This is a genomic window from Serratia sp. CY52157 (assembly GCF_052168495.1).
GTDB classification, from domain to species: Bacteria; Pseudomonadota; Gammaproteobacteria; order Enterobacterales; family Enterobacteriaceae; genus Serratia; species Serratia ureilytica.
Genome location: NZ_JBJNMO010000006.1, coordinates 267234 through 281963 on the forward strand (window position 1 = coordinate 267234; position 14730 = coordinate 281963).

12 protein-coding genes are annotated in these 14730 nt (G+C 59.9%); 8 read left to right on the forward strand and 4 right to left on the reverse strand.

Going from position 1 to position 14730, the window contains the following annotated elements:
* Positions 1-93 precede the first annotated feature (93 nt).
* Entirely contained in the window at positions 94-1086 is a 993-nt protein-coding gene (asnA, locus tag ACJ8IP_RS19880) for an aspartate--ammonia ligase (RefSeq protein ID WP_033652329.1), read from the forward strand.
* 6 nt (positions 1087-1092) lie between these two features.
* Here asnA and viaA read toward each other — a convergent pair whose 3' ends face one another.
* On the reverse strand, positions 1093-2556 hold the full coding sequence (viaA, locus tag ACJ8IP_RS19885) for an ATPase RavA stimulator ViaA (protein ID WP_004933781.1): 1464 nt from the start codon (positions 2554-2556) through the stop codon (positions 1093-1095).
* 2 nt (positions 2557-2558) lie between these two features.
* Positions 2559-4067 (reverse strand): ATPase RavA, encoded by a 1509-nt coding sequence (gene ravA / locus ACJ8IP_RS19890; protein WP_122004632.1) that lies wholly within the window; start codon positions 4065-4067, stop codon positions 2559-2561.
* Between the two features lie 283 nt (positions 4068-4350).
* On the opposite strand from ravA, the gene kup reads away from it, so the two are divergent.
* The 7 genes from kup (at position 4351) to rbsR (ending at position 12209) form a co-directional block, all read left to right on the forward strand.
* Positions 4351-6219 (forward strand): low affinity potassium transporter Kup, encoded by a 1869-nt coding sequence (gene kup / locus ACJ8IP_RS19895; RefSeq protein WP_015379467.1) that lies wholly within the window; start codon positions 4351-4353, stop codon positions 6217-6219.
* Positions 6220-6389: 170 nt separating this feature from the next.
* Positions 6390-6809, forward strand: coding sequence for a D-ribose pyranase (gene rbsD / locus ACJ8IP_RS19900; protein ID WP_033645162.1), 420 nt, complete (start codon positions 6390-6392; stop codon positions 6807-6809).
* A gap of 7 nt (positions 6810-6816) precedes the next feature.
* Positions 6817-8322 carry a ribose ABC transporter ATP-binding protein RbsA gene (gene rbsA, locus ACJ8IP_RS19905; protein WP_033652332.1) on the forward strand — a complete coding sequence of 502 codons (1506 nt, stop codon included), beginning with the start codon at positions 6817-6819 and terminating at the stop codon, positions 8320-8322.
* 6 nt (positions 8323-8328) lie between these two features.
* Complete coding sequence (gene rbsC / locus ACJ8IP_RS19910; RefSeq protein WP_033652333.1) at positions 8329-9297, forward strand: ribose ABC transporter permease; 969 nt, start codon at positions 8329-8331, stop codon at positions 9295-9297.
* Positions 9298-9321: 24 nt separating this feature from the next.
* Positions 9322-10209, forward strand: a complete 888-nt coding sequence (rbsB, locus tag ACJ8IP_RS19915) for a ribose ABC transporter substrate-binding protein RbsB (RefSeq protein ID WP_025304729.1) — start codon at positions 9322-9324, stop codon at positions 10207-10209.
* A 61-nt stretch (positions 10210-10270) separates the two neighbouring features.
* Positions 10271-11203 carry a ribokinase gene (gene rbsK, locus ACJ8IP_RS19920; RefSeq protein ID WP_442524500.1) on the forward strand — a complete coding sequence of 311 codons (933 nt, stop codon included), beginning with the start codon at positions 10271-10273 and terminating at the stop codon, positions 11201-11203.
* A 4-nt stretch (positions 11204-11207) separates the two neighbouring features.
* Complete coding sequence (gene rbsR / locus ACJ8IP_RS19925) at positions 11208-12209, forward strand: ribose operon transcriptional repressor RbsR (protein ID WP_042785608.1); 1002 nt, start codon at positions 11208-11210, stop codon at positions 12207-12209.
* Here the strand turns inward: rbsR and mdtD are convergent.
* Together mdtD and ACJ8IP_RS19935 are read right to left on the reverse strand one after the other, a co-directional pair.
* Positions 12206-13621, reverse strand: a complete 1416-nt coding sequence (mdtD, locus tag ACJ8IP_RS19930; RefSeq protein ID WP_033645165.1) for a multidrug transporter subunit MdtD — start codon at positions 13619-13621, stop codon at positions 12206-12208. The two genes, rbsR and mdtD, sit on opposite strands and share 4 nt — an antisense overlap.
* A gap of 67 nt (positions 13622-13688) precedes the next feature.
* Complete coding sequence (locus ACJ8IP_RS19935) at positions 13689-14378, reverse strand: FadR/GntR family transcriptional regulator (protein ID WP_033652336.1); 690 nt, start codon at positions 14376-14378, stop codon at positions 13689-13691.
* Positions 14379-14730 lie beyond the last annotated feature (352 nt).

Sequence of the window (14730 nt, forward strand, 5' to 3'; positions counted from 1 at the left end):
GAAAAGGCAATATTGATTAACGGATATTGAATTGGCGTATCGTTTTGTTGCTTAATCGATGGCAACAGAGACAGGTTTACAAGAGATACGGCAATGAAAAAACAGTTTATCCAAAAACAACAACAAATCAGCCAGGTCAAATCCTTCTTCTCCCGCCAGCTGGAACAGCAGCTCGGTCTGATCGAAGTGCAGGCCCCGATCCTTAGCCGCCTGGGCGACGGCACGCAGGATAACCTCTCCGGCAGCGAGAAAGCGGTGCAGGTCAAAGTCAAAACTTTGCCGGACGCCACCTTCGAAGTGGTGCACTCACTGGCGAAATGGAAACGCAAAACCCTGGGCAGCTACGATTTCGGTGCCGGCGAAGGCCTGTATACCCATATGAAGGCGCTGCGCCCGGATGAAGACCGCCTGACGCCAATCCACTCGGTGTACGTCGATCAGTGGGACTGGGAGCGGGTGATGGGCGACGGTGAGCGCGGTCTGGACTATCTGAAAAGTACCGTGCGCAGCATTTACGCCGCGATCAAGGCGACGGAAGCGGAAGTCAGCCGTGAGCATGGCCTGACCCCGTTCCTGCCGGAACAGATCCACTTCGTGCACAGCGAAACCCTGCTGCAGCGCTATCCGGATCTGGACGCCAAAGGGCGTGAGCGGGCGATCGCCAAAGAATTGGGCGCGGTGTTCCTGATCGGCATCGGCGGCAAGCTGTCGCACGGCAAATCGCACGATGTGCGTGCGCCGGATTATGATGACTGGACCACGCCGACGGCGGATGGCCTGGCGGGCCTGAATGGCGATATCGTGGTGTGGAACCCGGTGCTGCAGGACGCTTTCGAGCTTTCTTCCATGGGCATCCGCGTCGACGCCACGGCGCTGAAACATCAGTTGGCGCTGACCGGCGATGAAGATCGCATGAAGCTGGAATGGCATCAGTCGTTGCTGCGCGGCGATATGCCGCAGACCATCGGCGGCGGCATCGGTCAGTCGCGTTTGGTGATGTTGCTGTTGCAGCTGTCGCATATCGGCCAGGTGCAGTGCGGCGTGTGGTCACCGGAAGTGCGCGGCGCGGTTGAAGGCCTGCTCTGATTCCGCCTAGCGCCGCCAGCGGCGCATCAACCGGCTTTTCAACCCGGTATCGAAGCGCCAGATGTGATCGAAGATGCGCATGATGCCGGGTTTGCCGTAGGCGGACATCGCCACCGCGTGGAAACGCTGCTGGTGGCTTTGCTGCTGCTGTTTCACCTTCTTTATTACCTCCTCCGGCAACCGCTGGGCGATAAAATCAGAAATGATCACCGCATCGGCATCGAACCAGCCGCTCTCCGCCATTTTGGTGACGGTGGCGTTCAGGCAGGCCGCCAGATCGGTGCCGCCGCGAAACTGCTGGCCGAGAAAACGCACTGCCTGCTCAATGCCGCTGGCGGCGGTGAGTTCGTAATGTACGATCTGGTTGGCGAACAGCATGATGTAGCAGCGGCGGTTGTCCGCCAGCGCAATGCGCAGCAGCGCCAGACAGAACGCCTTGGCGCACTGTTCGTTGAAGCCGCCCATCGATCCTGAGGTGTCCACGCAGACGATAAACGGCCCGCGCGGCTGCTGATCCTGCTGCTGGTGGGTGACCTGACGGATCAGGATCTGTTCCTGCCAGACGTCGCCCTGCAGGCGGTAGCTCAGCAGTCGCTTTTCCAGCAGGCGGCGATAAAACTCGAATTCCAGCTCTTCAATCCCCAGCGTCGCCAGCTCCGGCGGCAGCAGGCGCAGAATGTCGTCGCTTTGATGAATGCCGCTCACTTCTTCCGGCAGCGTGGCCGGCACCTGCACCATAACCCTGAACGGCTCCGGCTGCGCGTCCTGTTGCTGCACCGCTTTGGCCTGATAGCTGCGGCCCAGCTGTTGCGCCAGCTTTTTCAGCTCCGGCTGCTGCTGCAAAAAGTTGCCGTACTCCACCAGCCGCTGGTAATCGCCGCGCTGCAGCTGGCCTTTGCTCATGTCCCACAGCCTGCCGGCGGCGGTGTCGTTTTCCGACAGCAGCGGTTCCAGCGCGCCGCTCAGCGCCAGGCGTTCCTGCAGTTCCGCCATCAGCTGCTCACGCTCTTGTTCCAGCAACTGGTGGTGCAGCATGGTGGCCTGCAGCGTTAGGCTGATGCGCCAGCGCTGCAGAAACAGCGTTTGAAAACTGTCGTCCAACGGATGATTGGGCAGATCGGCGGCGTCCACCAGCGCGCGCGCCTGTTCATAAAACGGGGAAACCAGCTGGCGCAGCAGCTCCATCGTGTCGTTGAGGTTGTGATAGAACTGGGTATTGTTCTCCAGCTGGCACTGTTGGTAGCGGTAAAATTCCTGCGCCAACGCCGGCGGCACCATGGCCTCCTGCAAACGCTCCTTTAGCTGCAGCTTCCAGCGCGGCAGATCGCGATCCAGCGCCCGCCGTAGGGCCGGAAACTTTTTAAAGAATACCGACAGCTGCGGCGCGGCCAGCATGCCGACGATCATCTCCTCGATCATCTCGCCTTCGGTGATCGCCAGCAGCAGATCGAGCGTCTCCAGACTGAGCATGGTTACTGGCCGCGCATTTGCTGCTGTTGCTGTTTAACCTGTTCCGCGACCTGCAGCAAACTGGCTTCGATCTTGGCCAGACCGGCGGCGGACGTGAACAGGCAGGGCTGATGTTGGCTGAAGGCGCGGCGCTGTTCCGCCAGGCGCTGGGCCAATGCGTCCATTTCATCCAGCAGCGCCTGCGGCGTAGCGGTAGCCTGTTTGCCCGGCAGCGCCAGCAGCGACGGCTGGCGGCTGACGTCCAACACCGTCAGGTGCAGTTGGTCATCGACGTCTAAATCGATCGGCTGCGCGAAGCCGATGCCGTTCAGCTTGGCGCGCACGTCGCCGCCTTTTTGCAGCCAGGTGTCCAGCGCGCTGCTTTCGATGCTCAGATGATTGACCTGAATGTCATGCAGCTGCAGCGGTTTTTGCAGCAGCAGGGTGAGGGTGCCGCCGGCGAACGGTGTGGCCGGTGCGTATTGCGGTTTGCGGCTGAACATCCCGCCTTTTTTCACCAGGCTGATGGCCTGTCGGTCGCTTTGTTGCTGCTGGTCCTGCATCCAGCGGGTATGGATCTGTTGCAGTTGGATCAACATCGACTGCTGCTGATAGGCCGATTCGGTCAGCAGTTGATCGATCTGCTGTTGCAGCAGCTTCAGCGAGGTGAGATCGTGCCACAGGCAGTCTTTCAACAGCATCAGATCGAGCGGGGCGATGGCGTCGCGCCCGCTGAAGAAGGCGCAGGCCTGCAGCAGGCGCAGGGCTTTCTTCCAGCGCCGATCGGAGACGTACGGCGCCTGTTCCAGCGCGTCCAGCCGCTGGCGCAGTTGGAAAATCAGCTCAAAGCAGGCTTCCGGCAGCGCCACCTTATCGATCTGCGGCTGCCACTGCAGAAACTCTTCGTCGCTGACGCTCAGCGCCGCCGGCACCGGGTTTTGGCTTTCGCTCTGGCGGTTGACCAGCAGCGAGCGGAAATTCTGTTTATCCTGCACCTTGTCCAGCCACAGGCGAATCAGCATGCGGTCATACAGGGCTTCGAGGCTGTTGTCCGCTTCGGGCAGTTCGTTGGAAGCGGTGACCAGCAGGCGCAGCGGGATCGGTTCTTCGCTGTTGCCGTTGCGAAAACGCCGTTCATTGATCGCCGTCAGCAGGGTGTTGAGGATCGCCGGGCCGGCCTTCCAGATCTCGTCCAGAAACACGATCTCCGCTTCTGGCAGATAGCCGGCGGTCAGGCGTTGATAGCGCCCTTCATCTTTCAGCGCCTGAATCGAGAGCGGGCCGAAGACCTCTTCCGGCGTGGAAAAGCGCGTCATCAGGTATTCAAAAGAGCGAGCGTTGCGGAAGGCAAACTTCAGCCGGCGCGCGATCAGGCTCTTGGCGATGCCGGGCGGGCCGAGCAAGAATACGCTTTCGCCGCTCAGCGCCGCCAGCAGGCACAGGCGGATCGCCTCTTGCCGCTCATAAAGGCCGCTCTCCAGCGCGCTGCTGAGGCGGGAAATTCGTTCTGCCAGAAGGGATGATGGCGTCATATAATCGTCGTATTGTCCGAGAGTTAGCCAATCTTGGTCGATAATTCGATGATAAACCACCATTATTTTTAATGGTATAGCTTATTGATTAGTAAAAATTTTCTCAGTTGAGTCGGATATCCGGTTCACATTTTGTTTATTTTTCGGCTCTGATATAAGGGTAGGCAAGCCGTATAAATGGTGCATACTGTGCGGCTTTCTGGTGGGCGTGACGGATCTTTGAGCCCGTATTTTGCCTGATGCGGATGCATCGCTAACGGATGTTCTGATAAAGAAACGAATTATGAGCGCAGAGCATAAGCAGTCCCTATCGGCGGTAACCCTGGCTGCCATCGGCGTGGTCTACGGTGATATCGGCACCAGTCCTCTCTATACGTTGAGAGAGTGTTTCTCCGGCCATTACGGCTTCGATGTTCGTCCAGACGTGGTTTTCGGCTTCCTGTCGCTGATTTTCTGGATGCTGATCGTGATAGTTTCCCTCAAATATCTCACCTACGTGATGCGGGCGGACAACGCCGGCGAAGGCGGCATTTTGACGCTGATGTCGCTGGCCGGGCGCAATACCTCGGCGCGCACCACCGCAGTGCTGGTGATACTGGGCCTGATCGGCGGCAGCTTCTTCTATGGCGAGGTGGTGATCACCCCGGCGATCTCGGTGATGTCGGCGATAGAGGGGTTGGAAATCGCCGCGCCTGCGCTCGACGCCTATATCGTGCCGCTCTCGATTCTGGTGCTGACCCTGCTGTTCGTTATCCAAAAACACGGCACCGGCAGCGTCGGCAAGCTGTTCGCCCCGGTAATGCTGTTGTGGTTCATCGTGTTGGCGGTGCTGGGCGCGCGCAGCATCATTTCGAACCCGGAAGTGCTGCAGGCGCTGAATCCCAAATGGGCGCTCAACTTCTTTATGGAATATAAGAAGGTGTCTTTCTTCGCGCTGGGGGCGGTGGTGCTGTCGATCACCGGCGTTGAGGCGCTGTATGCCGACATGGGGCACTTCGGCAAGTTCCCGATCCGCCTGGCCTGGTTCACCGTGGTGCTGCCTTCGCTGGTGCTCAACTACTTCGGCCAGGGGGCGTTGCTGCTGAAAAACCCTGAAGCGATCAAAAACCCATTCTTCCTGCTGGCGCCCGACTGGGCGCTGATCCCGCTGCTGATTCTGGCAACCCTGGCAACGGTCATCGCCTCGCAGGCGGTGATTTCCGGCGTCTTCTCGCTGACTCGCCAGGCGGTGCGCCTGGGGTATTTGTCGCCGATGCGCATCATTCACACCTCGGAAATGGAATCCGGCCAGATCTACATTCCGGTGATCAACTGGACGCTGTATATCTCGGTGGTGCTGGTGATCATCGGCTTCGAACACTCCAGCAACCTGGCGGCGGCGTACGGCATCGCCGTTACCGGCACCATGGTGCTGACCAGCATACTGGTCACTTCGGTGGCGATTAATAACTGGCACTGGAACCGCTTCCTGGCGATCGGCATCGTAACCATCTTGCTGATCATCGACGTGCCGATGTTCTCCGCCAACGCCCTGAAGCTGTTCTCCGGCGGCTGGCTGCCGCTGACCCTGGCGCTGGTGATGTTCATCATTATGACTACCTGGAAGAGCGAGCGTTTCCGCCTGTTGCGCCGTCTGCATGAGCACGGCAACTCGCTGGAGGCGATGATCGCCTCGCTGGAGAAATCGCCGCCGGTGCGGGTGCCGGGTACCGCGGTCTTCCTGTCGCGCGCCACCAACGTCATTCCTTTTGCGCTGCTGCATAACCTGAAGCACAACAAAGTGCTGCATGAACGCGTGGTGCTGCTGACGCTGCGCACCGAGGATGCGCCTTACGTGCACAACGTGCGCCGGGTGACCATCGAGCAGCTGTCGCCGACCTTCTGGCGGGTGGTGGCCAGCTACGGCTGGCGCGAAACGCCGAATGTGGAGGAAGTGTTCCACCGCTGCGGGCTGGAAGGGTTGCCGTGCCGCATGTCGGAGACGTCGTTCTTCATGTCCCATGAATCGCTGATCCTCACCAAGCGGCCATGGTACCTCTACCTGCGCGGCAAACTGTTCGTTGCTCTGAGCCGCAATGCGCTGCGCGCGCCGGATCAGTTCGAAATCCCGCCGAACCGGGTCATCGAGCTCGGCACGCAGGTCGAGATCTAACCCGCCTGACAGGGGCTCAGCTAGGCTGAGCCCCTTTTGTTTGCGCTTTCTCCGTGCGCGAACGAAACGTTTCGATGACGATCACACTTCTGCATTGTCCGGGTTGCCTTCCCCTGCCGTTTTTTTACACTCCTCCAGAGAGCGAAACGTTTCGCTAGCGGAGTGAGAAGATGAAAAAAGGCGTATTACTGAATTCCGACGTGTCTGCCGTGATTGCCCGGCTGGGGCATACCGATCAGCTCACCTTGTGCGATGCGGGTTTGCCGATACCGGCGGCGACGCAGCGCATCGATCTGGCGCTGACGCAGGGCGTGCCGACCTTCATGCAGGTGTTCGCGGCGGTCACGCAAGAGATGCAGGTAGAAAGCGCCATCCTGGCGGAAGAAATCGTGAAACAAAATCCGTCGCTCCACGAGGCATTGTTGGCTGAACTGACCGCACTGGGCCAACGCCAGGGCAATACCATCGGCGTGCGTTATATCAGCCATCAGGCGTTTAAAGCGCAAACCGAGCACAGCCGGGCGGTGATCCGCAGCGGGGAGTGTTCGCCTTACGCGAACGTGATCCTGTGCGCCGGCGTAACTTTCTGAGGCGTTTATGCAACCTTTACTGCAACTGAAAGGGATTGATAAAGCCTTTCCCGGCGTGAAGGCGCTTTCCGGCGCCGCTCTCAGCGTTTATCCCGGCAAGGTGATGGCGCTGGTGGGGGAAAACGGCGCCGGGAAGTCCACCATGATGAAAGTGCTGACCGGCATCTATCAGAAAGACGCCGGCAGTCAGTATTTTCTCGGTAAAGAGGTGGCGTTCAACGGGCCTAAAGATTCGCAGGAAGCGGGCATCGGCATTATCCATCAGGAGCTGAACCTGATCCCGCAGCTGACGATTGCGGAAAACATCTTCCTCGGCCGCGAGTTCGTCAACCGTTTCGGCCGCATTGACTGGAAGCGCATGTACGCCGAGGCCGATCGCTTGCTGGCGCGCCTCAACCTGCGCTACAGCAGCCACCGGCTGGTGGGCGAACTGTCGATTGGCGATCAGCAGATGGTGGAGATTGCCAAGGTGCTGAGCTTCGAATCGAAAGTGATCATCATGGACGAACCGACCGATGCGCTGACCGACACCGAAACCGCCTCGCTGTTCAAGGTGATCAACGAGCTGAAGGCCGAAGGGCGCGGCATCGTCTATATCTCGCACCGTCTGAAAGAGATCTTTGAAATCTGCGACGACGTGACGGTATTTCGCGACGGGCAGTTCATCGCCGAGCGGCCGGTGAGCGAGCTGCAGGAAGATTCGCTGATTGAAATGATGGTCGGTCGCAAGCTGGAAGAACAATACCCGCGCCTTGATTTACCGCGCGGGGAAAAGCGGCTGGAAGTCAGTCATCTTTCCGGACCCGGCGTTGAAGACGTCAGCTTTACGCTGTATCGCGGTGAGATCCTCGGCGTGGCCGGCTTGATGGGCGCCGGGCGCACCGAATTGATGAAGATTCTGTACGGCGCCGCGCCGCGCAAGGCCGGCACCGTCAACCTCGACGGCCGCGAGGTAGTCACCCATTCGCCGCAGGATGGATTGGCGAACGGCATCGTCTATATCTCGGAAGACCGTAAGCGCGACGGCCTGGTGCTGGGCATGTCGGTAAAGGAAAACATGTCTCTGACCGCGCTGCGCTACTTCAGCCGCGCCGACGGCAGCCTGAAACAGGCCGACGAGCGGCAGGCGGTGGGGGACTTCATCCGCCTGTTCAATATCAAAACGCCGTCGATGGAGCAGCCGATAGGTCTGCTTTCCGGCGGTAATCAGCAGAAAGTGGCGATCGCCCGCGGCCTGATGACCCGGCCGAAGGTGCTGATCCTCGATGAGCCGACGCGCGGCGTCGATGTCGGGGCGAAAAAAGAGATCTATCAGTTAATCAACCAGTTCAAGCAGGAAGGGCTGAGCATCATTTTGGTGTCTTCGGAAATGCCGGAGGTGATGGGCATGAGCGATCGCATTCTGGTGATGCACGAAGGGCATCTCAGCGGCGAGTTCCCGATTGAACAGGCCACCCAGGAAGCGTTGATGGCGGCAGCCGTCGGCAAGCAATACGGCGTAAAGCAGGAGTAATCAGATATGAGTTCCCAGACTATCGCAGCTAAGCGCTGGTTCAGTAAAGAGTGGCTGTTAGAGCAGAAGTCGTTGATTGCGCTGCTGGTGCTGATCGCCGTGGTCTCTTCCATGAGCCCGAACTTCTTCACCCTGAACAACCTGTTCAATATTCTGCAGCAGACCTCGGTCAACGCCATCATGGCGGTGGGGATGACGCTGGTGATCCTCACTTCCGGCATCGATCTGTCGGTGGGATCGCTGCTGGCCCTGACCGGCGCGGTGGCGGCGTCGATCGTCGGCTTTGAAGTCAACGCGCTGGTGGCGGTGGCGGCGGCCTTGGCGCTGGGCGCCGCGATTGGCGCCTGCACCGGGGTGATCGTCGCCAAAGGCAAGGTGCAAGCCTTTATCGCTACGCTGGTGATGATGCTGCTGCTGCGCGGCGTCACCATGGTGTACACCAACGGCAGCCCGATCAATACCGGTTTCACCGACGTGGCCGACACCTTCGGTTGGTTCGGCATCGGCCGTCCGCTGGGTGTGCCTACGCCGATCTGGATCATGGCGATCGTGTTCATCGCCGCCTGGTATATGCTGCACCATACGCGCCTGGGCCGCTATATTTATGCCCTGGGCGGCAATGAAGCGGCGACACGCCTGTCCGGTATCAGCGTCGATAAAGTGAAAATTATCGTCTATTCGCTGTGCGGCCTGCTGGCGGCGCTGGCGGGGGTGATCGAAGTGGCGCGCCTCTCGTCGGCGCAGCCGACCGCCGGCACCGGCTATGAGCTGGACGCCATCGCCGCCGTGGTGCTGGGCGGCACCAGCCTGGCCGGCGGCAAGGGACGCATCGTCGGCACGCTGATCGGGGCGCTGATCCTCGGTTTTCTGAACAACGGCCTGAATTTACTGGGTGTTTCTTCCTACTACCAAATGATCGTGAAGGCAGTGGTGATACTGCTGGCGGTTCTGGTAGATAACAAAAGCAACAAGTAACCTCCCCCTACAGGAATCACGATGATGAAAATGAAAAAACTGGCAACCTTAGCTTCCGCCATCGCGTTGAGCGCCACCCTGAGCGCCAATGCCATGGCCAAAGACACCATCGCGCTGGTGGTGTCCACCCTCAACAACCCGTTCTTCGTCTCGATGAAGGATGGGGCGCAGCAAGAGGCCAACAAGCTGGGTTATAACCTGGTGGTGCTGGATTCCCAAAACAACCCGGCGAAAGAGCTGGCCAACGTGCAGGATCTGATGGTGCGGGCGCCTAAGCTGCTGTTGATCAACCCGACCGACTCCGATGCGGTGGGCAACGCCATCAAGATGGCCAACCAGGCTAAGATCCCGGTCATCACGCTGGACCGCGTGGCGAGCAAGGGTGACGTGGTGAGCCATATCGCTTCGGATAACCGCGTGGGCGGCAAAATGGCCGGCGACTTCATCGCCAAGAAAGCGGGCGCCGACGCCAAGGTGATTCAGCTGGAAGGCATTGCCGGCACCTCCGCCGCGCGTGAACGCGGCGAAGGCTTCAAACAGTCGCTGGATCAGAATAAATTCAAGCTGCTGGCCAGCCAGCCGGCCGATTTCGACCGCACCAAGGGCCTGAACGTGATGCAGAACCTGCTGACCGCTCACCCGGATGTGCAGGCGGTATTTGCCCAGAACGATGAAATGGCGCTGGGCGCGCTGCGTGCGCTGCAAACCGCCGGTAAAACCGACGTGATCGTGGTAGGCTTCGACGGCACCGCCGACGGCGTGAAAGCGGTTGAAGGCGGCAAGCTGGCGGCGACCGTGGCGCAGCGTCCCGATCAGATTGGCGTGATAGGCGTGGAAACCGCCGATAAAGTGCTGAAAGGCGAAAAAGTGCCGGCGACCATTCCGGTCGATTTGAAACTGGTCACTCAGTAAGTCATACCAGCGCCATCGGGACGGGGCGTTTACGATGGCGCGCAATTCAGGAATCAATGCGATGGAAACAGGTAAGCTGGTGGTTCTGGGCAGCATCAATGCCGACCATATCCTCAATATTGAACAATTCCCCCACCCGGGCGAAACGGTGATCGGGAAGCAGTATAAGGTGGCGTTTGGCGGCAAGGGCGCGAATCAGGCGGTGGCGGCCGGGCGCAGTGGGGCGGAGATCGCCTTTATCGCCTGCGTGGGCGCCGACGATATCGGCGAGCGTGTCCGCCGGCAGCTGGCGAGCGATCGCATTGATACCCAACCGATTGAAGCCATCGCCGACAGCACCACCGGCGTGGCGCTGATCTTCGTCAACGCCGAAGGCGAGAACGTGATCGGCATCAATGCCGGCGCCAACGCCGCGGTGACGCCGGATTACCTGGCGCGCTACCGGCAAAAAGTCATCGACGCCGACGCCCTGCTGATGCAGCTGGAGTCGCCGCTGGAGACGGTGATCGCCGCCGCCCGCTTGGCCAAGCAACATCAAACGCAGGTGATCCTCAACCCGGCCCCGGCGCGCGAGCTGCCGGACGAGCTGCTGGGGATGATTGATATGATCACCCCGAATGAAACCGAAGCGCAGCGCCTGACCGGCATCGCTGTGGACAGCGACGCCGATGCGGCGCGCGCGGCGCAGGCGCTGCACGACAAAGGCATCGCGACGGTGATCATCACCCTCGGCAGCCGCGGCGTGTGGCTGAGCGAAAACGGCAACGGCAACGGCAAACGGGTGCCCGGCTTCAAAGTGCAAGCGGTGGATACCATCGCCGCCGGCGATACCTTTAACGGCGCGCTGGTCACTGCTCTGTTGGAAGGTAAGATCATGGCCGACGCGGTGCGTTTCGCCCATGCGGCGGCGGCGATCGCCGTCACCCGCCCCGGCGCGCAGCCTTCGGTGCCGTGGCGTGAAGAGATCGACGCTTTCTTGCAGCAACAGGGGTGATCCTTTGGCCACCATGAAAGATGTCGCCCGCCTGGCGGGCGTTTCAACCTCTACCGTTTCGCATGTGGTCAACAACAATCGCTTTGTCAGCGACAGCGTGCGCGACAAGGTCATGGCGGCCGTGGAACAGTTGAACTATGCGCCTTCTGCGCTGGCGCGCAGCCTGAAGCTCAATCAGACCCGCACCATCGGCATGCTGGTGACCGCCAGCAACAACCCGTTTTATGCTGAAGTGGTGCGCGGCGTGGAGCGCAGCTGCTATGAACGCGGCTACAGTCTGATCCTGTGCAATACCGAAGAAGACGCCGCGCGCATGAACCGCAGTATGGAGACGCTGCTGCAAAAGCGCGTCGACGGTTTGCTGTTGATGTGCACCGAAAATCACCGGCCATCTCAGGATGCCCTGAGTCGCTACCCGTCATTGCCGATCGTGATGATGGACTGGGCGCCGTTCGAGGGCGCGAACGACATTATTCAGGATAACTCGCTGCTGGGCGGCGAGATGGCGACCGATCATCTGATCGCTCGCGGCTACCGCAAGATCGCCTGCATCGCCGGCCCGCAGGATAAAACCACCGCTCGTCACCGGCTGGAAGGCTATCGCAATGCGATGCGGCGCGCCGGATTACCGATCCCGCCAGGGTATGAAGTGCATTGCGACTTTGAGTTTGAAGGCGGCGTGACCGCCATGCGCCAACTGCTGGCGCTGGAAGAGCCGCCGCATGCGGTGTTCGCCGGCAACGACGCGGTGGCGGTAGGCGTTTATCAGGCGCTGTATCAGGCCGGGCTTTCCGTGCCGCAGGATATGGCGGTGATGGGGTACGATGACATTGAACTGGCGCGTTATCTGGCGCCGCCGCTGAGCACCATTCATCAACCGAAGGATTCGCTGGGCGAGCTGGCGATCGATGCGCTGATCAACCGCCTGCAAAACCCGGAGCGCGCGCCCCAGGTGCTGGTGCTGACGCCCGAGCTGGTGGAACGCGCCTCGGTGGGCCGCCGTTAACTGGCCGCCTTCGCTTCTTTCTTGCTTTCCTGGCCGCTGATCAAGTTGCGGCCATCTTTCCTTCTCAGCAACATAAATACCAGCGCCGACGCCACGGTGACGATCCCCATGGTGATAAAGGTGTAATGGAAGTGGTCGATCATCGTGCCTAACGACAGGGATTCGTAAAAACGCAGCACCGCCGCGCTGATCGCTACGCCGAAACTGATGGACAGCTGTTGGGTGACCGCCAGGACGCTGTTGCCGGCGCTGGCGTTGGCGTCGTTCAAATCCGCCAGGCTGATGGTATTCATGGCGGTGAACTGGGTGGACATCGCCATGCCCAGTACGAACAGCGGCAGGATCATCAGCCACAGCGGCATGCCTGGGCTCTGCAGGGCGAACTGCGCGATCAGCGCTCCGATGATAACGGTGATGCCGACCAGCGTTTTACGGTAGCCGAACCAGCGCAACACCTGAGTGACGGTGGATTTCGCCATCAGCGAGCCAATGGCGGTCGGCGCCATCATGCAGCCGGCGACGATCGCCGTGTAGCCGAATCCCACCTGCAGCATGAGCGGCATCAAAAACGGCACGCAGCCGGTGCCCAATCTGGACGCGACGTTGCCGGCGATGCCGACCGAGAAGGTGCGGGTTTTGAACAGGTCGAGGCCGATCAGCGGCTGAGGATGACGGCGGGCGTGCGCGATGTAGCCGAACAGCATCACGAAGCCGCTGAGCAGAATGCCCAGCGAAACGTAGCTCGCCAGCACCCGCTCGCCAAACAGTTCCAGCCCGGTGGAGATCAGCACCAGGCTCAGCCCGAATAGCATAAAACCCAGAAAATCGAAGCGGCGCTTGGGCGTGGTGAAGTCCGGCATGTATTTGCGCGCATAGAAGATGCCGAGCAGGCCGATAGGGATATTGATCAGGAAAATCCAATGCCAGGTGGCGTAGGTCACCAGCCAGCCGCCCAGCAGCGGCCCCAGAATCGGCCCGACCAGGCCGGGCATGGTGACGAAGTTCAGCACCGGCAGCAGTTCGCTGCGCGGGTAGGCGCGCAGCAGCGCCAGTCGCGCGACCGGCATCATCATCGCGCCGCCGATGCCCTGCAGCACGCGAGAGGCAACCAGTACGCTCAACGTGGGGGAGAGGGCGCACAACAGCGAACCGAGGGTGAATAACGTGACGGCGAAGATGAACACGCGGCGGGTGCCGAAGCGGTCCGCCAGCCAACCGCTGACCGGGATCAGCATCGCCACCGTCAGCGTATAGCTGATGACGGCAGATTGCATCGCCAGCGGCGAGTGCCCCAGGCTGTGGGCGATCGCCGGCAGCGCCGTGTTGAGGATGGTGGCGTCCAGCGCCTGCATAAAGAACGCCATTGCGGCGATCCACGGGAGTCCTGCCATACTGCGCGCGGATTGGGTCATGGTCGGTCCTGGTTAAATGGTCGTCTCTCCCTCATCTCTTTCTTCTATCTATAAGCGGGGAGCGTGTCTAGTCTTTCTCTTTCAGCAAAACTTGGCAGGCGACGAGAGCACCTGCGCTGTCTCCGGCGAGTATCGCATCGACGATAGCCTGATGGTGGCGCAGCTTGATCACTTCATTGCCTGTAATGGCGCGGAAGTAACTCTGATACACCGAACTGAACAGGTTAGCGAACGAGGTCAGGAACGGATTACCGCTGGCCTCGTAGATGAGCTGGTGGAATTGGGTATCGACCTGGATCCAGCGCTCGCGATCAAACTGGGTATGCAGCGCGCGCATCTCCGCCATCAGTTCCGCCAGCAGTTTGGTTTGCTGTGGGCTGGCGTGGTCTGCCGCCAACGCGCAGGCCTGCGGTTCCAACGAAGTGCGCAATATAAGGAAGTGTTGCATCACCTGATCGAAGTTTTCCCGCGTCATCCACCAGGTCAGTAAATCCTGATCGAGGAAATTCCATTGGCTTTGCGGCATCACGCGGGTGCCAATGCGCGGGCGCGGCAACAACATGCCTTTGGCGGCTAACATCTTTACCGCTTCGCGCACCGCGGTGCGGCTGACGCCGAATTGCTCGCCCAGTTCCATTTCACCGGGCAGGATGCTGCCGGCCTGATAATCGCCTGCCAGAATTTGTTGGCCGAGTTTCTCTGCAAGCAGATAAGAAAGATTGCGTTGGGCGGCCTGTTGTTGTGCATTTAATGGCATGGCTGCGGATCCTTACTGACTTCGTTTCTTCTATTTTACTCCAGTGATCGCCAGCTTTTATGGCTGTTTGCCTGAAAAAGTGACATAAATTCGCCGCTTTTTCGCTCTTTTGCCGAAAAAATCCGCGCTTGAAAAGTTTTTTGCATTTAGGGGTTGCGGCCTGCCGAGAACTCCCTATAATGCGCCTCCACTGACCGGGAACAACGACTGACAAGCCGCCGGGTCAGCGAGAAGAAAGCGAAATAAACGCTTGACTCTCCGGGTGAAAAGCGTAATATACGCAGCCCGCGCCGATGAGTTTCTCGGCACTGCTCTTTAACAATTTATCAGACAATCTGTGTGGGCACTCCAC